Below are 21,395 nucleotides of genomic sequence, written 5' to 3' on the forward strand. Positions count from 1 at the left end.
TTGCGCATGGACGAGCCCGAGAGCTGGACTATCTTCGACATCTTCACCGGCCAGCCTGTCGAGCTTAAGCAACAGGTAATGGTGGCCATGAATTTGCGCGATGCGGAAGCGATGGCCGACCGCCTGAACAGCCGGGACGTCAAGCGGCGGGCAAAAGCCGACCGCAAGTCCTGACGCACGCTGATCTCAGCCGCTCTGATTGCAAGACGAACGCGCGCTAACCGAAATCCGCGGCTGTGAGCACATATATGCTCTTGCGGGTGCGGGCGTAGGCCTTGCTGGCAATGTCATGGATGGAGCTGGACGCGGTGTCGAAAGCCGCCAGATAGGTGGCTTCCGCGGTCGCCGTCCCTGATGGTGCCTTCGAGAGGGCATCGGCTGCGACAGAGAAGGAAATCTGGAACATGCCGTCGTGGCCGACAAAGCGGATGCGCTTGCCGGCCTCGTCATAGAAGCGACTTGGATTGGGGAATGTCAGGCTCATGACGTGCCCCCCTTCGGCGCGGCGGCGGCTTTCTTGACTGTCGCCCGCTTCTTCTTCGGTGTCGGGTTCAAGGCTTCCGCGACGCGGTCGGCCTCTTCCTTGGCCAGGCGCAATTCCCTGAGCCTTGCTGTCTTGATCTCCCTGGCCCTCGCTTCGGACATGTAGTCGGAGGTTGCCTTGTTGCGCTCGGCCGTCTTCTTCTGCTTGTCCATGAAGCGGGCTTCAGCTTTTTCCATGATGCTCTGATTGCCTTCGGCCATCGCCTAAATCTCCTTCGTGCCTGAAATTGTGAAATCGAACTTACGATATAAATAGTCGCTTTGGCCTCGAAATTCAATTTTTCGAAATATCTAGGCGCCTCGCGACGTTTCGAACCCGGCAGACATCATAATACTTTTTAATATTTAATTTTGACCACGAATAATTTTTGGCACTCCTATCTATCGAGTGCCAACACGCCTATAAGAACGGCGCGGTCGCCTATGCCGGCCCCAGAAAGAAGTTCTCATGAAGTTTCGGCCACTCCACGACCGCGTCGTCATCCGGCGCGCCGAAGGCGATGTCAAATCCAAGGGTGGCATCATCATTCCCGACAATGCCAAGGAAAAGCCGCAGGAAGGCGAAGTCATCGCCGTTGGGCCGGGCGCACGCGACGAAAACGGCGCGCTTGTTCCGCTCGAAGTCAAGGCCGGCGACTTCATCCTGTTCGGCAAATGGTCGGGCACCGAGGTCAAGATCGACGGCGAGGACCTGCTGATCATGAAGGAAGCCGACATTATGGGCGTCATCGACAAGAGCGAGACGGCCAATATCGGAAAGAGCGGGACGGTCGTCACCGAGAAAAGCGTCAAAGCCAAGAAGGCCGCCTGACCGGCCTGGCTTTGCCAGGCTCCGGCGAGCCGCTTGCTTCACCACACCAACGGGATTGAAAAAAATGTCTGCCAAGGAAATCAAATTCGCCACCGACGCGCGCGACCGCATGCTGCGCGGCGTCGAGATCCTCACCAATGCGGTGAAGGTCACGCTCGGCCCCAAGGGCCGCAACGTCATCATCGACAAGGCCTATGGCGCGCCGCGCATCACCAAGGACGGTGTGACGGTGGCCAAGGAAATCGAGCTTGCCGACAAGTTCGAGAACATGGGCGCGCAGATGGTGCGCGAAGTGGCTTCGAAGACCAACGACCTCGCCGGTGACGGCACCACCACCGCCACGGTGCTGGCCGCATCGATCCTGCGCGAAGGCGCCAAGCTGGTTGCCGCCGGCATGAACCCGATGGACCTCAAGCGTGGCATCGACCAGGCTGTCGCCGCCGTGGTCAAGGACATCAAGGCGAAGGCCAAGAAGGTCAAGTCGTCGGCCGAGATCGCGCAGGTCGGCACCATCGCCGCCAATGGCGATGCCAGCGTCGGCGCCATGATCGCCAAGGCGATGGACAAGGTCGGCAATGACGGCGTCATCACCGTCGAGGAGGCCAAGACCGCCGACACCGAACTCGACGTCGTCGAAGGCATGCAGTTCGACCGCGGCTATCTCAGCCCCTATTTCGTCACCAATGCCGACAAGATGCGCGTCGAGCTGGAAGAGCCTTACGTGCTCATCCACGAGAAGAAGCTCGGCAATCTGCAGGCGATGCTGCCGATCCTCGAGGCGGTGGTGCAGAGCGGCAGGCCGTTGCTGATCATCTCGGAAGACGTCGAAGGCGAAGCACTGGCGACGCTGGTCGTCAATAAGCTGCGCGGCGGCCTCAAGGTCGCGGCCGTCAAGGCGCCGGGCTTCGGCGATCGCCGCAAGGCGATGCTGGAAGACATCGCCGTGCTGACATCGGGCCAGATGATTTCCGAGGATCTCGGCATCAAGCTCGAAAACGTCACCATCGAGATGCTTGGCCGCGCCAAGCGCGTACTGATCGAGAAGGACACCACCACGATCATCGACGGCGCCGGCACCAAGGCGACCATCCAGGCGCGCATCGCGCAGATCAAGGGCCAGATCGAGGAAACCACGTCCGACTATGACAAGGAGAAGCTGCAGGAGCGGCTGGCCAAGCTCGCCGGCGGCGTCGCCGTGATCCGCGTCGGCGGCGTCACCGAGTCTGAAGTGAAGGAAAAGAAGGACCGCATCGACGACGCGCTGAATGCGACGCGCGCGGCGGTGGAAGAAGGCATCGTGCCCGGCGGTGGCGTGGCGCTTCTGCGCGCAAGATCGGCTCTGGCCGGCCTGACCGGCGCCAATGACGATGTGACCGCCGGCATTTCGATCGTGCTCAGGGCGCTTGAAGCGCCGATCCGCCAGATCGCCGAGAATTCCGGCGTCGAAGGCTCGATCGTCGTCGGCAAGCTGTCCGACAGCAAGGACCAGAATCAGGGCTTTGATGCCCAGAACGAGGTCTATGTCGACATGATCAAGGCCGGCATCGTCGACCCGGCGAAAGTGGTGCGCACCGCGTTGCAGGACGCCGGCTCGATCGCCGCCCTTCTAATCACCGCCGAAGCGATGATCACCGACGTTCCGGCCAAGGATGCGGCGCCTGCGGGCGGCGGTGGCGGCATGGGCGGCTACTGACCATCGCCCGAAAATTGCCCGCCTGGGAATCTGGGCGGGCATAAATCAGAACAGGCTGCCGGGGACATTTCCCCGGCGAGCCAGGAATTTCCGTCAGTCAGTCAAGACCAGTCATCAACGACAGGGAGATCGACAGATGATCACATTCGCCCCGAAGTCAAACGCTGTATCCGCGACCAAGCCGGCGGAGGAGAGCCGCTTCGATCGCATCCGCCGGATTGCCGCCGACAAGCACAGGCAGGCCGATGCCGGGCCGATTCGCCGCGAGCCGTCGAAGACCGGCGACAAGCGGCCGATGTGACGGCTGCCAACCCTCAGGACACCGGCAACGCTCCGCCCTCTTCGGTGCGGCGGGCAATGAACTCGTCGAGCACATCGGATGTGGCAACGGCCGACGCCGGCGGCTGGAACTCGGCCAGCGTCCGCTTCCAGATGCCGGTGGCGCGCTCGGTGGCCGACTTCGAACCGGACTGCGTCCAGCTGCCGAAATTCGACCAGTCGGCGACCAGCGGCTCGTAGAAGGCGGTGCGGTAGCGCGTCATGGTGTGGCCGGCGGAGAAGAAATGCCCGCCCGGCTGGACTTCGGCCATCGCCTCGAAGCCGATCGAATCCTTGTCGCCGGGGGTCGTAGCACAGAGTTCGGCAACCGTCTGCAATGCCTCGATATCGGTGATCAGCTTCTCGTAGGAGACGCTGAGGCCACCCTCCAGCCACCCCGCGGCATGGATGCAGACGGTGGCGCCGGCAAGCACCGAGCCCCACAGCGCGAACTGCGTCTCGTGCGCCGCCTGCACATCGGAAATGTTGGCCGCACTGCCGCCGCCGGACCGCCAAGGCAGGCCGGTGAAGCGCGCCAGCTGGCCGGCGCCCAGCGTCGCCTTGACGTGCTCGGGCGTGCCGAAGGCCGGTGCGCCGGACTTCATGTCGACATTGGAGGAGAAGGATCCGTAAACCACCGGTGCGCCCGGCCGCACCAGCTGCGCCAGCGCGAGACCAGCCAGCGCCTCGGCATGCTGCAGCGTCAATGCGCCGGCGACGGTGATCGGCGCCATGGCGCCGGCCAGGCAGAAGGGCGTGATGATGGACACCTGGCCGGCCTTGGCGAAGTCGATGATGCCCTGCGCCATCGGGATATCGAGCTGGCGCGGCGAATTGGTGTTGATGACGGTATAGCAATGGACGCCGGCAAGGAACTCGTCCTGCGAGAGGCCGCGCGCCAACCGGATCATCTCGAACCCGTCCTCGACCTGCGGCGTGCCACGGGCGAAGACGAAGGGAAACTTGTCCGACAGGGTCAGCTGCGCACGGTTGACGGCATAGTGGCGCAAATGGTTGTCGACATCCTGCGGCTCGATCCAGGGGCCGAGCATATGCAGCACATCGAAATTCTGAACAAGCTTGGTCAGTTCTTCGAAAGCGGCGAGCGTGCCCGGACGCCGTCCGCGTTCGAGATCGGTGACGTTGGGCGCCCCGGCTCCGGCGAGGAACGTCATCGAGCCGAGCTCCAGCATGAGATCGCGGCTACGGTTGCCCGCCAGCGCCCGGATGGATTTCGGCGCCGAGGCCAGTGCGGCGGTGACAATATCGCGGCCGATGCGCACCATCCGGCTGTCCTCGTCGACCAGCGCACCGGCTTTGGCGTAGATCGCCCGTGCCTCCGGCAGCAGCACCTTGATGCCGAGCTCTTCCAGCACGCGCAACGCCGTGTCGTGGATGGCCGCGACCCGGTCGTCCGAAAACACCGGCTGCGGCAGGAACGGGTTCTTGAGCGAGCGATAGTTCGGGTGGCGGCTTGACCCGCTGCCGGCCTCACCGGTGTGCCCGCGCCGGCGCTCGCGCCTGGTCTCCCTTATAATGTCATCGACCATGGCCAAAACTCCTCATTGCCGCATCGCCTGCCCTCGGGGTCGTATGGCGAGGCCGGAATAATTCGCGCCGGCCGCTCGACGCCGACAATGTGCACCCAAAGCGCGGTCCCCTCCCCGGCGAATTCGTCGCCCAGCAACGTCAGCGCGACGCTTTTGCCTATTGTGTAGCCATAGCCGGCTGAGGCGACGAAGCCGACGCGCCGGCCCTTGTGCCAGACTGGCTCGAAGCCACTGGCGTCGGCATCGACGGCGTCGACCTCCAGCGTCACGATCCGGGCGGCGCTCAACAAACCGTGCGGTGTGGCCTGGCTGCCCTTGTGAGCCGGGCTGAAATGGAAGAATAGTCTTCGCCGGGTATGCCCGCCCTGAAATTGCCCGCTTGCGGTTCTCAGGTGGGTTGGGTGAGTTTCGGGAATGGCCAGTCCTTTAGAACGACGTCCAAGACGAAGAGGTCCGATCGCCGCCGCACTGCTGGCGGTGGACGCGTGGATCGATTCCTCGCTCTACGAAATCGGCTTCAAGGCCGGCCAGTTCTGGGAATCGGCGACCATTTTTTCGCGGCGCTTCCGAGTCACCGGCTGGCGACGCGGCATCATCGAGGTGCTGAGCGAAGGTTTTACGATGGGCGCCGGCGGCGTCGTCGTGCTGCTCGCACTCGCGATGCCGGCCTTCCAGATCACCACTGGCGACTGGCGCAGTCAGGGCGATTTCGCCGTCACCTTCCTCGACCGCTACGGCAACGAGATTGGCCAGCGCGGCATCATCCAGCGCGATTCCGTGCCTGTCGACGAGATGCCGGACCATGTCATCAAAGCAGTGCTGGCGACCGAGGACCGGCGCTTCTTCGAGCACTACGGCATCGACGTGCTCGGCCTGTCGCGCGCCATCTTCGAGAATGTGCGGGCTAATTCCGTCGTCCAGGGCGGCTCCAGCATCACCCAGCAGCTGGCCAAGAACCTGTTCCTGTCGAATGAGCGTACCTTCCAGCGCAAGATCAAGGAAGCCTTCCTGTCGCTGTGGCTGGAGGCCAATCTGTCGAAGAAGGAGATCCTGCAGCTTTATCTCGACCGCGCCTATATGGGCGGCGGCACGTTCGGCATCGAGGCGGCTGCGGATTTCTATTTCGGCAAGAGCGTCAAGGACCTGAACCTCGCCGAGGCGGCGATGCTGGCCGGCCTGTTCAAGGCGCCGACCAAATACGCCCCGCACATCAACCTGCCCGCTGCCCGCGCTCGCGCCAATGTGGTGCTGTCGAACCTCGTCGATTCCGGTTTCATGACCGAAGGCCAGGTGCTGCAGGCAAGGCTGCATCCAGCCGAGATCGTCGACCGCGGCGAGCAGAAGAGCCCGGATTATTACCTCGACTGGGCCTTCGATGAGGTCAAGAAAATCGCCAAGCCCGGCCAGCATTCGCTGGTCGCACACACCACTTTCGATGCCAACATCCAGAAAGCGGCGGAAGAATCCGTCGAATTTCACCTGCGCCAGTTCGGCAAGGAGTACAACGTCACCGAGGGCGCCGTTGTGGTGATCGAGACCAATGGCGCGGTGCGCGCCATTGTCGGCGGCCGCGACTATGGCGCAAGCCAGTTCAACCGCGCCACCAAGGCGCTGCGCCAGACCGGCTCCTCGTTCAAACCTTACGTCTACGCCACCGCCATGGAGCACGGGTTCACCCCGGACTCCGTCGTCTCAGGCGGGCCGATCAGCTGGGGCGGCTGGTCACCGCACAATTACAATGGTGGCTCGGCCGGCAACGTGACGCTGATCACGGCGATCGCCAAATCGATCAACACCGTGCCGGTACGGCTGGCCAAGGACTATCTCGGCATCGGCCCGATCAAGGCGATGGCCGAATCATTCGGCGTGGAATCGCCGCTGGAGTCGCACAAGACCATGGTGCTCGGCACATCGGGCATGACGGTCATGGACCAGGCGACGGGCTACAGCGTGTTCGCGCAGAACGGCTTCGCCGGCTCGCGGCACGGCATCACCCAGCTCGTCACCCGCACCGGCGATGTCGTCTACGACTTTGCCAAGGATGCGCCGGCGCCGCATCGCGTTTTGTCGGAACAGGCTCTGAAATACATGAACACCATGCTGGCTGCGGTGCCGGCGATCGGCACCGCGCGGCGCGCGCAGCTGCCCAACATCGTCGTCGCCGGCAAGACAGGGACGACGCAATCCTATCGCGACGCCTGGTTCGTCGGCTTCACCGGCAATTACACGGCTGCCGTCTGGCTCGGCAATGACGACTTCACGCCGACCCGCAACATGACCGGCGGCACGCTGCCGGCGATGGTGTGGCAGCGGCTGATGGTCTACGCGCACCAGAATATCGACCTGAAGCCGATCCCCGGCCTCGACAAGCCCTTCGTCGACGAAGAGATCGCGGCCAAAGCCGAGGAAGCGGAGAAGAAAAACGCCGATCAGGCAGCCGCCGATGCCGCGGCCGAGCGCCCGGCGGTGTTGTCCAGCCGCACGACACAGACGCTGCGCGAGATGACCAAGGTGTTCCAGACAGCGCCCGTGCTCGGCTCGCCGCAGACACCGGAGACCCTGTCGGCGCTTTGATTCCACAGCGCTGCTTGCTCTGTGGCCTGCCCCGCTATATCCCCGAACGATAATTCTCTCGTCCCGGTTCTTCATGCTCAAGACCGCCTTTTTCACGCTGCTTTCGCTTGCCATAGCCATCGGCCTCGGCGGCGGCAGCGTCTGGTATGCGCTGCAGGCGCAGAGCGGCGTCGGCGCGATCAGCATCGGCCAATGGACCGCCTTCCCCGAGATCGGCACGCAAGATGCCGACCCCTATTCGAAGGCGCGCGTGGCGCGCGAGGGCGTGCTGGCGCTCGGCAAGGCCGAGGGCTTGTCCTTCATCGCCGAACGCGATGCGGCCGGCGATGAGCTTCAGCGGCAATGCGACTACAGGATCGAGGGCAGTTTCCCCACCGCCCGGTTCTGGACGCTCTATGCCGCGGATCAATCGCTCGGCGTGGTCGACACCGGCAAGCCAAGGCTGGCGGCGCTGCAATCCTACCAGGTGCTGCGTCAGCCCGACAATTCGGTGATCATTGCCGTCGGCAACCGTCCGGCCCCCGGCAATTGGCTTCTGACCGAAGGTTTTGGCCGGATGTATTTCGTGCTCACCTTCTACGACACGCCGATTGCCTCAAGCACCGGCCTTTCCGACGTGTCGCTGCCCCGGATCGTCAAGGCTGGCTGCAATGCGTAGGTTGCTGCACGCCATCCTGCTCGGCCTGCTCGGCGCCGGCATCGTCCACATCGTGGTGCTTTTGCTGGTGCCGGAATTTACCGAGCGCGATGCCTGGTCACGGCTGGCGATGGCGTCCGACCTCTACAAGATGACCAGGCTGGATGCCGAGGCGGGCGGCGCGCCGGTGGTGAAGTCGGTAGATCCGCTGTTTTACGCCGCCGCCTGCCGCTTCGACCTTGCCGAAGGCATGGTGCGGATCAAGGCGCCGGGCAGCGTGCCGTTCTGGTCGGTGTCGGTCTATGACCGCAACGGCCACAATTTCTATTCCTTCAACGACCGCACGGCGACCGGCAGCAAGCTGGACACCGTGGTGCTGACGCCGGCACAGATGATCGACGTGCGCAGGGAGCTTCCCGAAGACCTGCAAGGGGCGATCTTCGTCGAGGCGCCGATCGAGGAAGGCATCTTCGTCATCCGCGCCTTCGTGCCTGACGACAGCTGGAAGCCGATAGTGTCGCAGTTCCTGGACCAGAGCTCCTGCGAACTGCAGGACTACTGACCTCAGCCCGACGACCAGCAAACTCAGTGGTGCGGAACAGGCGTCCGTGGTGTGCCCGGCTTGTCCGCCGGCCGCGCTTGGCCTGCCAATGGCGGATGCTCGTAGCGGACGCCGGGAAAAATGATCACCGCCGCCGGCGTACCGGTGTCCTGAACTGCTCGATTGACTGGTGCCGATCGCGGCACGAAAGACAGTACCATGCCCATGGTTCGCGTATTCCTCTCGGTTGCCCCGGAGCACAACGCAACGCCTCCAAATGTGATTAAGGCCGGCAGAGGGTTAACGGAGCGCTAACGGATCGCGGCTAATTTGATGTTTGTTCCAGGCCTTGCGCGAAACCGACACAGTTGCGGTTGAGCATGGCCCGGGTTGTGTCGAGTGTCGGGCGTATCTTCCGTGTCAGCTTCGGATTTCAGGCAAATCGCCATACGGACGGAATCGGGAAAAGCCGAAAGGCTGTTTCGCGCCGCCGTGTCGGCGTTCTGCTCGCTGACCCGCCCGTCGCGCCGCGAGATCGCCCAGCTCGAGGATCTGACGCTGCCGCTGTTCGACAGCGTGCCGGTCGAATCGCGCCGCTATGTCGCCGCCGCCCTGTCCGAATGCGAATATGCGCCGGCCGCCCTGGTGCGGCGGCTTTGCGAGGAGCCGGTCGATGTCTGCGCCCCCTTGCTCGTCCGTTCGCGGGCGCTGGGCGACATCGACCTGATCGCGTTGATCGGCCGCCACGGCCTGCCGCATGCGCGCGCCATTGCCCGCCGCAAGGATTTGAACCCGACCATCGCGCAGTTGATCAAGGCGCTGGAAAAGCCGACCCTGGTGCGCGTGCGGCAGCCCGAGCCGATCGCCGACGTGGCGGGCGCCGACGCCGAAGCCGCTGCCGCCGCTCCCAGCGCACCAAAACTGCCCGGCAGCGCCGCCGAAACCGCCAGGCGCCGCCTGCGCTCGATGATGCTCGCCGAGGGCGAGGCGACATCGGTCAATCCCTTCGCCGGCTCAGCAACTTACAGCAAGCTGCGCGAGACGGCGCTGACCGGCAACGCCGCCTTCTTCCAGACCGCGCTTGCCGACGCGCTCGATATCGACTTCTCGACGGCGCGGTCGCTGACCGAGCATTCGAGCTATGTCTCGCTGCTCGCCGCGCTGCGGGCGCTCGACCTCAGTGAGGACAGGGCATTCCTGATCGTGGTCGCGGTTTACCCCCGGGAGTTTCCGCACCCGCAGGCGATCCGCATCTTCCTCGACCGCTACCGGCTGCTGCACCACGAGGCGGCGCTCGACAAGGTGCGCGGCTGGAAGGCCGAAACATTGTCGCGAGCGGTGCGCGGCAACACCCCTGTCGCCGCGAATGGCGACCAAGCGCCGGGCGGCGACAAAGCCAGCTTAGGGGCCAGCCTCAAGGCGTCTTGACGGAGAGAAGCTCCTCGACAGAAACCGTTCCGGCCTCGATCTCGACCACCCAGATGTCGGGATCGAATTTTTTCTCCCGCTCAAGCCTGGCGTCAAGCACGGCGGCATCGTCGCCGGCGCCGAGCAGCGTGAAAAAGCGATCATCCGGTTTGTCCGAATCGTAGCTCGTCTGCGGCGCCGGGCCGAACAGGGAGACCTCGCCCAGCCTGCCGCGCGAGAGCACGAAGACAGCGCCGGCCTCGGTCGCGCCACGCTTGACGACGGCCGCAAAGCCGCCTGCGCCGAAGACACGGCGCAGCAGGGCCGACACCCAAAACTCGGTGGTTACGCGCATGACGAGGCTCCGGAGGACATGCGCGGCGTCTTAGCCGGATTTTCGGCTATCCGCGAGCGGTCGTCTTGACCACTCAATTGGTCAGGCCGATCTCGCGCATCTTGACGTAGACGACCTCGTCGGGCTCGCCCGTTTCCGGCAGGCCGAACAGCGACTGGAATTCCTTGATCGCCGCCTTGGTGCGGGCGCCGACGACGCCGTCGAGTTGCATGTCGTCATTGCCGAATGCCTTCAGGCCGGCCTGGATCTTGACGATGCGGGCATCGGGCGCCTGGGCGGATACCGGCGCGGAAACCGGGATGGGCGCAGGCGCGGCCTCGGGCGCGGCAACTCGAGCGGCGGCCATATTCACGGGCCTCGGCACAGGATGCGGGATGCCAGCCGTGGTCTGCTTGGCGCCGAGCTGGTCGAGCAGCACAGCGTCGATCTCACCGGAGGCCGGCAGGCCAACCTTCTGCTGGTAGGCCTGGATCGCCTTTTGGGTATTCGGCCCGGAAATGCCGTCGACCGTTCCCGTGTAGAAATCGAGATCCTTCAGGATGCCCTGGACCTGCTCGACGATCGGATCGCTTTTGACCGGTGCCGGGCCAGGCCGCAGGATGTTGATGGTGGTTTCGGGTTCGTCCGCGCCGGGGTGCGGAAAACCCTCGATGCTGCGGGTGGCGAAGAAGGCGCCGGCATGCGGAAACGGCTGGTACCACAGCGCGTTGGCGGAAACGTAGAACAGCGTCACCAGGAAGGCGGTCGACCCGCCGACCAGGACCGGATTGCGCGAGATCGCGCCGCCGAGCGCAATCGCGCCGGCCTCGAACGCGCCGCTGCGGCGCTTGACCGCCTTAGGCTGTTTTGCGGAGCGAGCCATTCCTGTCCCCTTTCGCGTCGCCTTTCGTCCTGGTCGCGGGCATCGGCAGCACGCCGTTCCTGTCGGTCGCGCTCCTCTTCGGCCCGTTCACCGGCAGGCTGATCGTGACCGTCGTCCCCTCGCCCGGCATGCTTTCGATCGACATCGTGCCGTCGTGCAGCGCCACCAGGCCCTTGACCAGCGACAGGCCGAGCCCGGTGCCCTCGAAGCGGCGCGTATAGTCGTTCTGGATTTGCATGAACGGCTTGCCGAGATTGACAAAATCTTCCTCGGCGATGCCGATGCCGGTGTCCCTGACCCAGAAATGCAGCCGCGAGCCGATCCGCTTGGCGCCGACGACGACATCGCCACCATCGGGCGTGAACTTGACCGCATTGGAGACGAGGTTGATCAGGATCTGCTGCACGGCACGGCGGTCGGCATTGATCTCGCCGGCGTCTGGCGCAATCTGCGCCTGGAGATCGATGTTCTTGGCATTGGCCTGCAGCTGCATCATCGACTGGCACATCTCGACCGCTTCGATGAAGCGGAACGGTTCGGGCTCGGTCGCGTAGGCGCCGGCCTCGATCCTCGAGACATCAAGGATTGAGGTGACGACGGCAAGCAGATGCTGACCCGACTCTTTCACCAGCCCGACATACTCCTTCTGGCGCGGGTCCTTGAAGCCGCCGAACATCTCATGCAGCAGCATGTCGGAAAAACCGATGATGGCGTTGAGCGGCGTCCGAAGCTCGTGGCTGACGACCGCCAGGAAGCGGCCCTTCGCCACCTCGGCCGACGCTGCGGCCTCATTGGCGGCAGCAAGCTCGTCGCGCAATTCGGCAGTCTCGTCGTTCTCGCGCAGCAGCAGAGTGAAGGTCTCCTGCTGCTCTTCGGCACGCATCAGTTCGAGCTGAAATGGCCGGTAATTGTCGGCCGTCGAGGCGCTGCCGTCCTGCGGCAGCCTTACCCGAAGATCGAGCCGGCGCGCCAGGGCGCCATCGCGCATGTCGGCAAGCGCGCTGAGATAAGCGACGCGATCGGACAGGTGGATGCGGTCGAACAGCCCGGCGCCGAAAAGCAGTTCCGGCGGCAGCTTCAGGATGGTGCGCGCCTTGGCCGAGGCATCCAGGACCTCGCCATGCCGGGCGACATGCAGGACAACGGCGTCGATCATGTCTTCAAGGCGGTCGTTTGGAAGCAGCGCGGGCTGCGCGCGTGCGGCATCGCCTAGGGCTGCGAGCCGGGGAACCAGCGTCAGGCCCCAGGCGAGCGGCAGCAGCCAGTGCCACGCCGCGACTTGCGCCCCGCCGAGCGGGACGACAGAGGCGACAAAGGGCTGCAGCAGCATTGCGGCCAAGGCCGAGAGGCCGCCCCAAAGTGCCGCGCGCTTTGAACCGCCGATCCACCAGGCCTCGAATGGCAGTGCCAGGGCCAGCAGCGCAACCGGCGACGCCAGGCCGCCTGCTGCCGCGACGGCGCCGGCAAGCGCAAGACCGCCGGCGGCAAGGGCAACCTGGGCTGCCAGCGTCATCTTGCCCGACGCCGCCACCAGCAAGGCGGCGAACCAGCAAAGACCGAAGGCGGCGAAAATGGTTGCGACGGTGACGGCGGCGCCCATGCCCGAGGTGACCAGTGTCACCGCCGCACCGGCGGCGAAGAACGGAGCGGCAAGCATGATGCCGATGAACCGGCGCTGGCGCAGGCGATCGCCCTGGCCGATGATGGCCGGATGGACCATGCGTTCGCAACCGGCCGCCAGCGCGCCAGGCAGTTCAATATATCTGGCAGTTGTCAAACTCAACGCACTCGCACCCGGTCGTGACTGCCCCTGCGTTGCAGGTCGCTTTTGCTTGTTTGAAACTCGCATCCAGCGTTTAAGGAATGAATAAGGCTGACCGGAACAACGAGCGCGCTGCGGCAAAAATTGGAGCGCCGGCACCGGAATGCACCGCCATTTGTAGCCATAGTAAACGGAGCGTTATGTGCAAAGGGCGTGCCCGTGGCTGCGAAACCCTGAGCCGGCATGCCTGCTCTTCTGAAGATATCCATGCGCAACAATCGCTTAGATGGTTACTGCAAGGTTAAGAAAATTGTCGGCATTTGAGGCTAATGCACTGCAAAACGCCTCGCTTCGAATTTGCCTAAAATTTGAGGAAAATTTTCACTGAGCAAGAAAGCCGTCCTTTGCGCCTCATGTGCCATTGTCGCTGATATAAAGAGGTCATTGCGCATGGACGCATGATCCGGTCATTGGACGAGAGGGCAGATCGATGGGCTTTTTGATAAGAATGGCGTTCTGGTTTTCGCTGGTGTTGCTGGCGCTGCCGCTGACCGTCGGCCCCGACGAGGATGGCCGCGAGAGCGTCGGGCCGTTCCAGGCGCTCTTTGCGGCGCGCGAAGCGGTCGGCGACATCGCCGGCATTTGCGAGCGTAAGCCGGACGTCTGCGAAACCGGCAAGTCGGCGATGCATACGATCAGCGCCCGGGCCAAGGAAACCGCCAAGATCGCCGCCGCCATGCTGGACGACAAGAGCGCCGAGACCTCGCCCGATACATCGCTGGCCACCGGCAGCGTCGCCGAGGACATCGTGCTGCCGGCGACAGTCAACATACCTGCCAAGCTGGTGGCGAAGAACTAAACACCGTTTCAGCTGGTATCTACAGCGACACCGCAGGCCGGTCGGACCTCTCGATGCCTGCGGTGCTTTTCTTCTTTTTCCGTGACGCCGCAGCCGCGGATGACTATATCCCGAGCAATGGCCACGACGATCCAGACGATCCGCGACGACTTCTCCCTGCTCGACGAGTGGGAAGACCGCTATCGCTATGTGATCGAGCTCGGCGAAGCGCTGCCGCCATTTCCCGACGCCGAACGCAACGCCGCCAACAAGGTGCCGGGCTGCGTCAGCCAGGTCTGGCTGACCACGAGCCGAGCGCCGGGCGCCGATCCGGTCATCACCTTCACAGGCGATTCAGACGCTCATATCGTACGCGGTCTGGTCGCCATCATGCTGGCGCTGTTTTCGGGACGGACTGCCAGCCAGATCCTTGAAACGGACGCCGAGGCGACGCTGAGGTCGCTTGGCCTCGACGAACATCTGTCGCCGCAGCGGGCCAATGGCCTGCGCTCGATGGTCAAGCGCATCAAGCGCGACGCCGAGATGGCTCTCAAGCAGACTGCTTGATTGCTCTATCTTCTCTTCTTTCGACGCAATTCCAAGGGAAAGCGCTCGGCAGTTTTCCTGGAATTGTTCTAGAAACAAAAACGGCGCCGTAAGGGGCGCCGTTGATCTTGTCCATTGGAGCCGGTGTTACCGCCCCTTGCGCTTGCGGCCGAGGCCCATCTTCTTGGCCAGCTGCGAACGGGCAGCGGCATAGTTGGGGGCAACCATCGGATAGCTGGCGTCGAGATTCCACTTCTCGCGGTATTCATCGGGCGTCAGACCGTAATGGGTCATCAGGTGGCGCTTCAGCGACTTGAACTTCTTGCCATCTTCAAGGCAGACGATGTAATCGTCATGAACAGAGCGCTTCGGGTTTACCGCAGGCTTCTGCTTGTCGGCTGGAGGCTGTTCGCTTGCTCCGCCCACGCGCCCGAGAGCGGCATGGACATCAGCGATAAGGTTCGGCAATTCGCCGACCGGCACGGGATTGTTGCTGACATAGGCTGCCACCACATCGGCGGTCAGCTCGATCAGCGCATCGCTATTTCTGGAAGGTGTTTCGACGATATCCATGGTTTAGGCCCCAACGAAGGATGTTTCTGTTTGCGCCCTTTTTGGAAGATCGGGCATGGCGCGAATTTCACGCGGGAAGAGCTTCATGGATTCGCGTCCGGGCATCTTAATGAGCCCACAGACAAAGTAAGTCAATTCGCATCTTGTGCTATATTCAACGATATTCATCGAATAGTCGCTCTTCAGCTTCAATCTTTCGTGCACTCTGTAACTTCGCGATATTTTCTGGTCGGACCAGGACTAGCATGACGTAAGGTCACGCCATCGCTAAATCAGCAAGGACTCATAAAGTGGGCAGCGATGCTTGGTCTATGCTTCAAGATTTGGGCAGCTGATTGTCGGATTCGTACCAAACCGCAAGTTGCAAAGCGTTGGCGAAACCCGCCGAAGAAGATCTTCGGTCTGACCGGATTCAATACGGCGTGAGGTATTTTCCATAGACCCAGCCACTAACAAAAGCACCATTTTGCGCCGGGTCGTGCCAAACTTGACACCATTGATAGCGAATTGCCTGTTTCTGTTTCCAGGGCGGCTGGCCGGCGATCTCCAGAAGATTCAAGCCGCCGGTGCACTTGCCGGTCATCTGCAGGATCGTCCCGTTGGGATAGGCGGCCTGCTTCTGCGAGGTGCCGGACGGATATTTGCGAACGTTGAGCGTGTCGCCGAACGGCACGCCAGCCACTTGCCAAGCGGCGAACGCGGTTGCATGAGACTGGCCGGTGAAAGCCAGAACGGTCGAAGCGACGACGGCGAGAGCCGCAGCGGTGTTGATATGGAAATTCATCATCCTCTCCTTTTGGCTCATCTCCCGAGCCCGCCGCAACCAATACATCCCGGCCCTTGAACCCGCGCTGATCGGCGTGTTCATTTGCCATTCAAGTAATTTCTTCAGTGAGACGCAATGACCAAGACCTCAGCTTTTCCGACCGCCAGCCCGCCGAGCCCCGAGAAACACCCCGTCTTCGACACGCATCACGGCATTACCCGCACAGATGACTATGCCTGGCTGAGGGCCGAGAACTGGCAGGCGATGTTCAGGGACCCTTCCCTGCTTGAGGGCCGCATCCGCGCCCATCTCGAAGCCGAAAACGCCTATCAAGCAGTGCTTATGGCCGATACGCTAGAGCTTCGGAAGCAGCTGTTCGGCGAGATGAAGGGGCGCATCAAGGAAGATGATTCGACGGTGCCGATGAAGGATGGCCCCTATGCTTACGGCGCATCCTTCAAGCTTGGCGGCGAACAGCCCCGCTATTTCCGCATGCCGCGCGATGGCGGCGATGAGCAGATCCTGCTCGATGGCGACGCGGAAGCCGAGGGCAAGCCCTATTTCCGCCTCGGCGGCGTCGACCATTCGGCCGATCACCGCAAGCTGTTGTGGGCGTTCGACGACAAGGGCTCTGAATTCTTCACACTTCGCGTGCGCGATCTCACCAGCGGCAAGGAACTGAGCGACCAGATCGAGGCCACCAGTGGTGGCGGCGTCTGGAATGCCGCCGATGACGGTTTCTTCTACACAAGGCTCGACGACAATCATCGTCCGTCCAAGGTGCTGTTCCACGCGCTCGGCGGCAGCCCACTTAATGACCGGCTGACCTATGAGGAAACCGATCCCGGCTTCTTCATGGATGTCGGCGGCACGCGCTCCAACGAATGGATCATGATCGGGATCAACGATCACGAAACCTCGGAATATCACCTGATGCGCGCCGATGAGCCTTTCGCCGAGCCAAAGCTGGTGGCAAAGCGCGAGACCGGCCTGCAATATGATCTGGAAGAAGGCGGCGACATCTTCTTCATCCTCACCAATGCCGACGGCGCCAAGGACTTCAAGATCATGACGGCGCCGGCTGATGACCCGGTTCGCGCCAACTGGGAAGAGCTGGTGGCGCACGAGCCAGGCCGGCTGATCCTGTCGGTGGTCGGCTTCAGGGATCATATGGTCAGGCTCGAACGCAAGGAAGGGCTGCCGCGCATCGTCGTGCGCGATCGCCGCAGCGGCGAGGAGCATCTGATCTCGTTCGACGAAGAGGCGTTCTCGCTCGGCCTGTCGGGGTCCTATGAATACGACACCGAGATCATGCGCTTCACCTATTCGTCGATGACGACCCCGGCGCAGGTCTTCGACTACAATATGCGCAGCCGCGAGCGTGTGCTGCTGAAGACCCAGGAAGTGCCGTCCGGTCACAATCCGGATCATTATGTCACGCGCCGGTTGATGGCGCCGGCCGCCGATGGCGAACTGGTGCCGGTCTCGCTGCTGCACCACCGCGACACGCCGCTCGATGGCTCCGCACCGTGCCTGCTTTACGGCTACGGCTCTTACGGCATTGCCATTCCGGCGGCGTTCAACACCAACTGGTTCTCGCTGGTCGACCGTGGCTTTGTCTTTGCCATCGCCCATGTCCGCGGCGGCAAGGACAAGGGCTATGGCTGGTATGACGACGGCAAACGGGCGCACAAGATGAACACGTTCACCGATTTCATCGCCGTCGCGCAGCATCTCGTCGCCGAGCGTTACACCCAACACGACCGCATCGTCGCGCAAGGCGGCTCGGCCGGCGGCATGCTGATGGGTGCGATCGCCAACATGGCGCCGCAAAATTTCGGCGCCATCGTTGCCGAGGTCCCCTTTGTCGACGTGCTGACCACGATGCTCGACGCAAGCTTGCCGCTGACGCCGCCGGAGTGGCCGGAATGGGGCAACCCGATCGCGTCGGCGGAAGATTACCAAACGATCGCCGCCTACTCACCCTATGACAATGTCGCCGATCACGACTACCCGCCGATACTGGCGCTGGCCGGCCTCACCGATCCGCGCGTCACCTATTGGGAGCCGGCCAAATGGGTGGCGCGGCTGCGCGAGCGCAAGAGCGGCGACAATCCGGTGCTGTTCAAGATCAACATGGATTCCGGCCATGCCGGCGCCTCCGGCCGCTTTTCAAGGCTGGAGGAGATCGCCTATACCTACTCCTTCGCGCTCAAGGTTACGGCCAAGCCCGAACCCGAGGTTACGGGCAAGGCTGAGAATGCAACGGAGGCGTCGCAATGATCGATCTATCCACCTTGACGGCTTACATAGCGGTTGTGCTTGGCTTTGTGTTTATTCCAGGCCCAGCCACGCTTTTGACGGTCACGCGAGCGACGAGTTCCGGAACCAGGGTCGGCGTCGCGACGGGCGCGGGCGTCGCGGCTGGCGATGTGTTCCATACCATCATGGCGATGGTCGGCATTTCGGCGATCATCGCCACTTCGGCAACGCTGTTCAGCGTCGTAAAATATATCGGCGCGGCGTATCTCGTTTACCTCGGCATCCGCGCAATCATCGAGAGAATACCGGCCGACCCTACTGCCGGCGCACTCGCGATCTCCGCCAGCAAGGCGTTTCGTCAAGCTGTCCTGACCGAAGTGCTTAACCCAAAGACGGCGCTTTTCTTCCTCGCCTTCCTGCCCCAGTTCGTGCGGCCTGAAAACGGATCGGTGATGCTCCAGCTGATGACGCTGGGCATAATCTTTGTTCTGCTCGGCCTTTTCAGCACAGTCGTCTTTGCCGTGAGTGCGGGCCGGCTCGGCACGTTCCTGCGCCGCAATCCGTCGGTGGTGAAATGGCAAGGCAAGGTGGTTGGCGGCATCTACTGCGCGTTAGGCGTCCGTCTGGCCTTGCAGCAGCGCTGATGTCGAAGCGACAGGCGCGCCCGTCGAGGCGCGCCGGTCGTCACTTTTTGAATTCCGGGCTGCTCATTTTCACTCGCATTTGCAATGGCTGCGCGCTACCCATGCGCGCCACCTTGCAGACCATGACATACGCAAAGGGGCCACTATGTTGCTCGTCGACACCTATCTCGAGAAATCACCGATCCAGGGCATCGGGGTTTTCGCCAGGAACCACATTGCCAAGGGCACGCTGGTCTGGAAGCTCGACCCCAGATTCGACCGGATCATCGACGTCGAGACCTATGAAGGCGAGAGCGGCCCGGTGAAGAACTATCTCGACCGTTATTCCTATCCAGACCGCCGGGATCCGAACTACATCGTCTTCGAAGCCGACGACGCCCGCTACATGAACCATGACGACGAACCGAATTGCGATGTCTCCTCGCCCGAGGAAACCTATGCCTTGCGCGACATCGCACCCGGCGAGGAACTGACCTGCAATTACAGCCATTTCTTCGAGACGGGCTTCGACTTCCTCGGCGATCGCCACCTGTAGCCGGGATCACTTGGCCGGCTTGCTGCGCACCGGGTAGCCGTTGGGATGCGGCGGCACCGCCTTGAGATAGGCGGCTATCGCCGCGCGATCTTCCGGCGGCAGTTCGGCCATGTTGCGCTGCACGTCGACCATGGCGCCGCCGACCGAATCGAAATCAGGGGTAAAACCGGTTTCGAGATAGTTGGCGATGTCGGCTTCCGACCAGTCACCGAGCCCGCCTTCGCCCGATGTGATGTTCGGCACGATGCCGCTGCCTTCGGCGGCCGCCGCGCCAGCCAGCCACTGGCTCTTCCTGATGCCGCCGGTGACGTCGCGCGGCGTGTGGCATTCGCCGCAATGGCCGGGTCCCTCGACCAGATAGCGGCCGGCCAGTACCGGATCAGGCGTGCCATCGGCAAAGGCAATCACCGGCTCCTTGCTGAGATAGAGCCGCTTCCACAGGCCGAGGCCGCGACGGATGTTGAAGGGGAAAGTCAGGGAATTGTCGGGCGCCTTGCCGGCGACCGCCGGCAGCGTCTTCAGGAAGGCATAGAGATCGGCAATATCAGCCGGCTTCATGCGGGCGTAGGACGCGTAGGGAAAGGCCGGATAGAAATGCTCGCCCGACGGCGACACGCCCTTCAGCATGGCGTTGGCAAGGTCCTCGACCGTCCAGGCGCCGATGCCGTCCTTGGGTTCCTGCGAGATGTTGGGCGGCACGAAGGTGCCGAACGGCGTCTTGAGCTCGAGGCCGCCGACCAGTTGCAAACGGGCGTCACCCTGCGAGCCTGGCTTGGCGTGACAGGAGGTGCAGCCGCCGGCATTGAAAATGCGCTTGCCCCTGGCGGCGTCGCCGGGGCCGAGCTGCGCCAGGGTGTCAGTGTCGAGCTTGACCGGCGCCGACAACAGCCAGCCGGCGCCGGCACCGACGACACCCAGGACAAGGGCGGCGCCGACAAATTTTTTCCACAAGGGCATTGACCGGGATCAGCTCTTCTTCACCCGATAGGTCTTGTGGCAGGTGCCGCAATCACTGCCGAGCGTATCGATCTGCGCCTTCAGCGCATCGACATCGGCGGGTGCGGCGGCGACTGCGGCCTTGACGTCGGCGAGGTACTTGTCTTCGGTCGATTTGAAGCCCGCCATGTCTTTCCAGATTTTGGGCGAGGCGGTGGTATCACCGCTGTCGCTGCCGGCCGGGAACAGCGTGTCGACATCGAACTTCTCGGCATTGACTTGCAGCGCCTGCAGCGCCGTCAGCACGGCGGCGGCATCGAAGTCTGCCTCGCCCTTGGCGATTTTTGACAGGCCCCCGACGATCTTGCCTCGTTCCTTCATCAGTCCCTGTCGGTCGAGGATCGGGTCGGCAAAAGCCGCCGAGGCGGCGAGGCTGAGCATAGAGATGGCGATAACAAGCTTTCTCATTCAATTGGCTCCAGGATGATGAGGGGTCGCGACCTAACGTTAACGGAGGGCGGGCCGGGATTATTCCCTGTCCGCCGGCCGGATTCTGCCGAATTTTGTGTGCCTGCTGCTTCAGCTGAGAAAGAAAAGCCCCGGAGTACCGGGGCTTCTCTGGGTCGATCAGGCTTTCGCGTCTTCGTACATTTCAAGGACATGGTCCCAGTTGATGAGGCTGTCGACGAAGGCCTCGAGATATTTCGGCCGCGCGTTGCGGTAGTCGATGTAATAGGAATGTTCCCAGACATCGACGCCGAGGATCGGCGATGCGCCATGGACGAGCGGGTTCTCGCCGTTCGGCGTCTTGGATATCGCCAGCTTGCCGTCCTTGACCGAGACCCAGGCCCAGCCCGAACCGAACTGCGTGGTGCCGGCGGCGATGAAGTCGGCCTTGAACTTGTCGTAGCCGCCGAGGTCGGCGTCGAAAGCCTTCTGCAGGGCGCCCGGAAGCTTGTTGCCGCCGCCGCCCTTCTTCATCCACTTCCAGAAATGGATGTGGTTGTAGTGCTGGGCTGCGTTGTTGAAGAGGCCGGCATTCTTGCCGAACGACTGCTTGACCACCTCTTCGACCGACAGATCGCCAAGGCCCGCTTCGGCGGCCAGCTTGTTGCCGTTGTCGACATAAGCCTTGTGGTGCTTGTCGTGGTGATACTCCAGCGTCTCCTTCGACATGTAAGGCTGCAAGGCCTCGTAGTCGTAGGGCAAGGCGGGCAATTCAAAAGCCATCGGTCATACTCC

25 protein-coding genes are annotated in these 21,395 nt (G+C 62.8%); 13 read left to right on the plus strand and 12 right to left on the minus strand.

Features of this window, described 5'->3' with window-relative positions; genetic code table 11:
* Positions 1-6: 6 nt before the first annotated feature.
* Positions 7-174 carry a hypothetical protein gene (locus NKJ77_RS10540; protein WP_245261983.1) on the plus strand — a complete coding sequence of 56 codons (168 nt, stop codon included), beginning with the start codon at positions 7-9 and terminating at the stop codon, positions 172-174.
* Positions 175-217: 43 nt separating this feature from the next.
* Here NKJ77_RS10540 and NKJ77_RS10545 read toward each other — a convergent pair whose 3' ends face one another.
* Together NKJ77_RS10545 and NKJ77_RS10550 are read right to left on the minus strand one after the other, a co-directional pair.
* Positions 218-484, minus strand: coding sequence for a DUF1488 family protein (locus tag NKJ77_RS10545; RefSeq protein WP_023670170.1), 267 nt, complete (start codon positions 482-484; stop codon positions 218-220).
* Positions 481-744, minus strand: a complete 264-nt coding sequence (locus tag NKJ77_RS10550) for a hypothetical protein (protein WP_023670169.1) — start codon at positions 742-744, stop codon at positions 481-483. The genes NKJ77_RS10545 and NKJ77_RS10550 overlap by 4 nt, the downstream gene beginning before the upstream one ends.
* Before the next feature lie 247 nt (positions 745-991).
* On the opposite strand from NKJ77_RS10550, the gene NKJ77_RS10555 reads away from it, so the two are divergent.
* The 3 genes from NKJ77_RS10555 (at position 992) to NKJ77_RS10565 (ending at position 3,348) form a co-directional block, all read left to right on the plus strand.
* Positions 992-1,354 carry a co-chaperone GroES gene (locus NKJ77_RS10555; RefSeq protein ID WP_352535137.1) on the plus strand — a complete coding sequence of 121 codons (363 nt, stop codon included), beginning with the start codon at positions 992-994 and terminating at the stop codon, positions 1,352-1,354.
* Positions 1,355-1,418: 64 nt separating this feature from the next.
* A complete protein-coding gene (gene groL / locus NKJ77_RS10560) occupies positions 1,419-3,047 on the plus strand; it encodes a chaperonin GroEL (RefSeq protein WP_023687238.1) in 1,629 nt (542 codons plus the stop codon).
* Between the two features lie 136 nt (positions 3,048-3,183).
* Positions 3,184-3,348 carry a hypothetical protein gene (locus tag NKJ77_RS10565; RefSeq protein WP_352535139.1) on the plus strand — a complete coding sequence of 55 codons (165 nt, stop codon included), beginning with the start codon at positions 3,184-3,186 and terminating at the stop codon, positions 3,346-3,348.
* Positions 3,349-3,361: 13 nt separating this feature from the next.
* Here NKJ77_RS10565 and NKJ77_RS10570 read toward each other — a convergent pair whose 3' ends face one another.
* Together NKJ77_RS10570 and NKJ77_RS10575 are read right to left on the minus strand one after the other, a co-directional pair.
* Positions 3,362-4,915, minus strand: coding sequence for a trimethylamine methyltransferase family protein (locus NKJ77_RS10570; RefSeq protein ID WP_352535141.1), 1,554 nt, complete (start codon positions 4,913-4,915; stop codon positions 3,362-3,364).
* Entirely contained in the window at positions 4,897-5,202 is a 306-nt protein-coding gene (locus tag NKJ77_RS10575) for a glycine cleavage T C-terminal barrel domain-containing protein (protein ID WP_023727644.1), read from the minus strand. The genes NKJ77_RS10570 and NKJ77_RS10575 overlap by 19 nt, the downstream gene beginning before the upstream one ends.
* Before the next feature lie 127 nt (positions 5,203-5,329).
* Here NKJ77_RS10575 and NKJ77_RS10580 point away from each other — a divergent pair, with 127 nt between their 5' ends.
* The 4 genes from NKJ77_RS10580 (at position 5,330) to NKJ77_RS10595 (ending at position 10,095) form a co-directional block, all read left to right on the plus strand.
* Positions 5,330-7,489 carry a transglycosylase domain-containing protein gene (locus tag NKJ77_RS10580; protein WP_023687235.1) on the plus strand — a complete coding sequence of 720 codons (2,160 nt, stop codon included), beginning with the start codon at positions 5,330-5,332 and terminating at the stop codon, positions 7,487-7,489.
* 73 nt (positions 7,490-7,562) lie between these two features.
* The gene (locus NKJ77_RS10585) at positions 7,563-8,147 is read left to right on the plus strand and encodes a DUF1214 domain-containing protein (RefSeq protein WP_023670163.1); all 585 of its coding nucleotides are present in this window, start codon (positions 7,563-7,565) and stop codon (positions 8,145-8,147) included.
* On the plus strand, positions 8,140-8,688 hold the full coding sequence (locus NKJ77_RS10590; RefSeq protein ID WP_023684541.1) for a DUF1254 domain-containing protein: 549 nt from the start codon (positions 8,140-8,142) through the stop codon (positions 8,686-8,688). Before NKJ77_RS10585 ends, NKJ77_RS10590 begins: the two co-directional genes overlap by 8 nt.
* A 396-nt stretch (positions 8,689-9,084) precedes the next feature.
* Positions 9,085-10,095: a DUF2336 domain-containing protein gene (locus NKJ77_RS10595; protein WP_023715679.1), complete on the plus strand. Its 1,011-nt coding sequence runs from the start codon at positions 9,085-9,087 to the stop codon at positions 10,093-10,095.
* On the opposite strand, the gene NKJ77_RS10600 is transcribed toward NKJ77_RS10595, so the two are convergent.
* From NKJ77_RS10600 to NKJ77_RS10610, 3 genes are all read right to left on the minus strand, one after another.
* Complete coding sequence (locus NKJ77_RS10600; protein ID WP_352535143.1) at positions 10,082-10,429, minus strand: DUF1491 family protein; 348 nt, start codon at positions 10,427-10,429, stop codon at positions 10,082-10,084. The genes NKJ77_RS10595 and NKJ77_RS10600 overlap by 14 nt on opposite strands.
* A gap of 73 nt (positions 10,430-10,502) precedes the next feature.
* Positions 10,503-11,291: a peptidoglycan-binding domain-containing protein gene (locus NKJ77_RS10605; protein ID WP_352535145.1), complete on the minus strand. Its 789-nt coding sequence runs from the start codon at positions 11,289-11,291 to the stop codon at positions 10,503-10,505.
* Positions 11,266-13,011: a sensor histidine kinase gene (locus NKJ77_RS10610; protein WP_352535176.1), complete on the minus strand. Its 1,746-nt coding sequence runs from the start codon at positions 13,009-13,011 to the stop codon at positions 11,266-11,268. Before NKJ77_RS10610 ends, NKJ77_RS10605 begins: the two co-directional genes overlap by 26 nt.
* Before the next feature lie 532 nt (positions 13,012-13,543).
* Here NKJ77_RS10610 and NKJ77_RS10615 point away from each other — a divergent pair.
* Positions 13,544-13,912, plus strand: a complete 369-nt coding sequence (locus NKJ77_RS10615; RefSeq protein ID WP_023732038.1) for a DUF5330 domain-containing protein — start codon at positions 13,544-13,546, stop codon at positions 13,910-13,912.
* Positions 13,913-14,029: 117 nt separating this feature from the next.
* Positions 14,030-14,458: a SufE family protein gene (locus NKJ77_RS10620; RefSeq protein ID WP_023684547.1), complete on the plus strand. Its 429-nt coding sequence runs from the start codon at positions 14,030-14,032 to the stop codon at positions 14,456-14,458.
* Between the two features lie 126 nt (positions 14,459-14,584).
* Here NKJ77_RS10620 and NKJ77_RS10625 read toward each other — a convergent pair whose 3' ends face one another.
* Together NKJ77_RS10625 and NKJ77_RS10630 are read right to left on the minus strand one after the other, a co-directional pair.
* Entirely contained in the window at positions 14,585-15,010 is a 426-nt protein-coding gene (locus NKJ77_RS10625; RefSeq protein ID WP_023673680.1) for a Ros/MucR family transcriptional regulator, read from the minus strand.
* Positions 15,011-15,422: 412 nt separating this feature from the next.
* Positions 15,423-15,797, minus strand: a complete 375-nt coding sequence (locus tag NKJ77_RS10630; RefSeq protein ID WP_352535178.1) for an SH3 domain-containing protein — start codon at positions 15,795-15,797, stop codon at positions 15,423-15,425.
* 114 nt (positions 15,798-15,911) lie between these two features.
* Between NKJ77_RS10630 and NKJ77_RS10635 the strand changes: the two genes are divergently transcribed.
* The 3 genes from NKJ77_RS10635 (at position 15,912) to NKJ77_RS10645 (ending at position 19,217) form a co-directional block, all read left to right on the plus strand.
* A complete protein-coding gene (locus NKJ77_RS10635; RefSeq protein WP_352535147.1) occupies positions 15,912-18,059 on the plus strand; it encodes a S9 family peptidase in 2,148 nt (715 codons plus the stop codon).
* Positions 18,056-18,682, plus strand: a complete 627-nt coding sequence (locus tag NKJ77_RS10640) for a LysE family translocator (RefSeq protein WP_023702202.1) — start codon at positions 18,056-18,058, stop codon at positions 18,680-18,682. Before NKJ77_RS10635 ends, NKJ77_RS10640 begins: the two co-directional genes overlap by 4 nt.
* 145 nt (positions 18,683-18,827) lie before the next feature.
* Positions 18,828-19,217: an SET domain-containing protein gene (locus NKJ77_RS10645; protein WP_023673684.1), complete on the plus strand. Its 390-nt coding sequence runs from the start codon at positions 18,828-18,830 to the stop codon at positions 19,215-19,217.
* 6 nt (positions 19,218-19,223) lie between these two features.
* On the opposite strand, the gene NKJ77_RS10650 is transcribed toward NKJ77_RS10645, so the two are convergent.
* From NKJ77_RS10650 to NKJ77_RS10660, 3 genes are all read right to left on the minus strand, one after another.
* Positions 19,224-20,174, minus strand: a complete 951-nt coding sequence (locus NKJ77_RS10650; protein ID WP_352535149.1) for a cytochrome c — start codon at positions 20,172-20,174, stop codon at positions 19,224-19,226.
* A 9-nt stretch (positions 20,175-20,183) separates the two neighbouring features.
* The gene (locus tag NKJ77_RS10655) at positions 20,184-20,621 is read right to left on the minus strand and encodes a c-type cytochrome (protein ID WP_023684552.1); all 438 of its coding nucleotides are present in this window, start codon (positions 20,619-20,621) and stop codon (positions 20,184-20,186) included.
* 159 nt (positions 20,622-20,780) lie between these two features.
* Positions 20,781-21,383 carry a superoxide dismutase gene (locus tag NKJ77_RS10660; protein ID WP_352535151.1) on the minus strand — a complete coding sequence of 201 codons (603 nt, stop codon included), beginning with the start codon at positions 21,381-21,383 and terminating at the stop codon, positions 20,781-20,783.
* Between the last annotated feature and the right edge of the window lie 12 nt (positions 21,384-21,395).

This window comes from Mesorhizobium sp. M0052, from assembly GCF_040323255.1.
In the GTDB taxonomy this organism is placed as follows: Bacteria; Pseudomonadota; Alphaproteobacteria; order Rhizobiales; family Rhizobiaceae; genus Mesorhizobium.

Bases quoted from the DNA above. Each gene is read 5' to 3' on its own strand.
- NKJ77_RS10600 (WP_352535143.1), bottom strand. From the start codon at position 10,429: ATGCGCGTAACCACCGAGTTTTGGGTGTCGGCCCTGCTGCGCCGTGTC.
- NKJ77_RS10565 (WP_352535139.1), top strand. From the start codon at position 3,184: ATGATCACATTCGCCCCGAAGTCAAACGCTGTATCCGCGACCAAGCCG.
- NKJ77_RS10640 (WP_023702202.1), top strand. From the start codon at position 18,056: ATGATCGATCTATCCACCTTGACGGCTTACATAGCGGTTGTGCTTGGC.
- NKJ77_RS10545 (WP_023670170.1), bottom strand. From the start codon at position 484: ATGAGCCTGACATTCCCCAATCCAAGTCGCTTCTATGACGAGGCCGGC.
- NKJ77_RS10580 (WP_023687235.1), top strand. From the start codon at position 5,330: ATGGCCAGTCCTTTAGAACGACGTCCAAGACGAAGAGGTCCGATCGCC.
- NKJ77_RS10555 (WP_352535137.1), top strand. From the start codon at position 992: ATGAAGTTTCGGCCACTCCACGACCGCGTCGTCATCCGGCGCGCCGAA.
- NKJ77_RS10540 (WP_245261983.1), top strand. From the start codon at position 7: ATGGACGAGCCCGAGAGCTGGACTATCTTCGACATCTTCACCGGCCAG.
- NKJ77_RS10620 (WP_023684547.1), top strand. From the start codon at position 14,030: ATGGCCACGACGATCCAGACGATCCGCGACGACTTCTCCCTGCTCGAC.
- NKJ77_RS10660 (WP_352535151.1), bottom strand. From the start codon at position 21,383: ATGGCTTTTGAATTGCCCGCCTTGCCCTACGACTACGAGGCCTTGCAG.
- NKJ77_RS10630 (WP_352535178.1), bottom strand. From the start codon at position 15,797: ATGATGAATTTCCATATCAACACCGCTGCGGCTCTCGCCGTCGTCGCT.
- NKJ77_RS10650 (WP_352535149.1), bottom strand. From the start codon at position 20,174: ATGCCCTTGTGGAAAAAATTTGTCGGCGCCGCCCTTGTCCTGGGTGTC.
- NKJ77_RS10625 (WP_023673680.1), bottom strand. From the start codon at position 15,010: ATGGATATCGTCGAAACACCTTCCAGAAATAGCGATGCGCTGATCGAG.
- groL (WP_023687238.1), top strand. From the start codon at position 1,419: ATGTCTGCCAAGGAAATCAAATTCGCCACCGACGCGCGCGACCGCATG.
- NKJ77_RS10550 (WP_023670169.1), bottom strand. From the start codon at position 744: ATGGCCGAAGGCAATCAGAGCATCATGGAAAAAGCTGAAGCCCGCTTC.
- NKJ77_RS10615 (WP_023732038.1), top strand. From the start codon at position 13,544: ATGGGCTTTTTGATAAGAATGGCGTTCTGGTTTTCGCTGGTGTTGCTG.
- NKJ77_RS10605 (WP_352535145.1), bottom strand. From the start codon at position 11,291: ATGGCTCGCTCCGCAAAACAGCCTAAGGCGGTCAAGCGCCGCAGCGGC.
- NKJ77_RS10610 (WP_352535176.1), bottom strand. From the start codon at position 13,011: ATGGTCCATCCGGCCATCATCGGCCAGGGCGATCGCCTGCGCCAGCGC.
- NKJ77_RS10645 (WP_023673684.1), top strand. From the start codon at position 18,828: ATGTTGCTCGTCGACACCTATCTCGAGAAATCACCGATCCAGGGCATC.
- NKJ77_RS10585 (WP_023670163.1), top strand. From the start codon at position 7,563: ATGCTCAAGACCGCCTTTTTCACGCTGCTTTCGCTTGCCATAGCCATC.
- NKJ77_RS10570 (WP_352535141.1), bottom strand. From the start codon at position 4,915: ATGGTCGATGACATTATAAGGGAGACCAGGCGCGAGCGCCGGCGCGGG.
- NKJ77_RS10655 (WP_023684552.1), bottom strand. From the start codon at position 20,621: ATGAGAAAGCTTGTTATCGCCATCTCTATGCTCAGCCTCGCCGCCTCG.
- NKJ77_RS10590 (WP_023684541.1), top strand. From the start codon at position 8,140: ATGCGTAGGTTGCTGCACGCCATCCTGCTCGGCCTGCTCGGCGCCGGC.
- NKJ77_RS10635 (WP_352535147.1), top strand. From the start codon at position 15,912: ATGACCAAGACCTCAGCTTTTCCGACCGCCAGCCCGCCGAGCCCCGAG.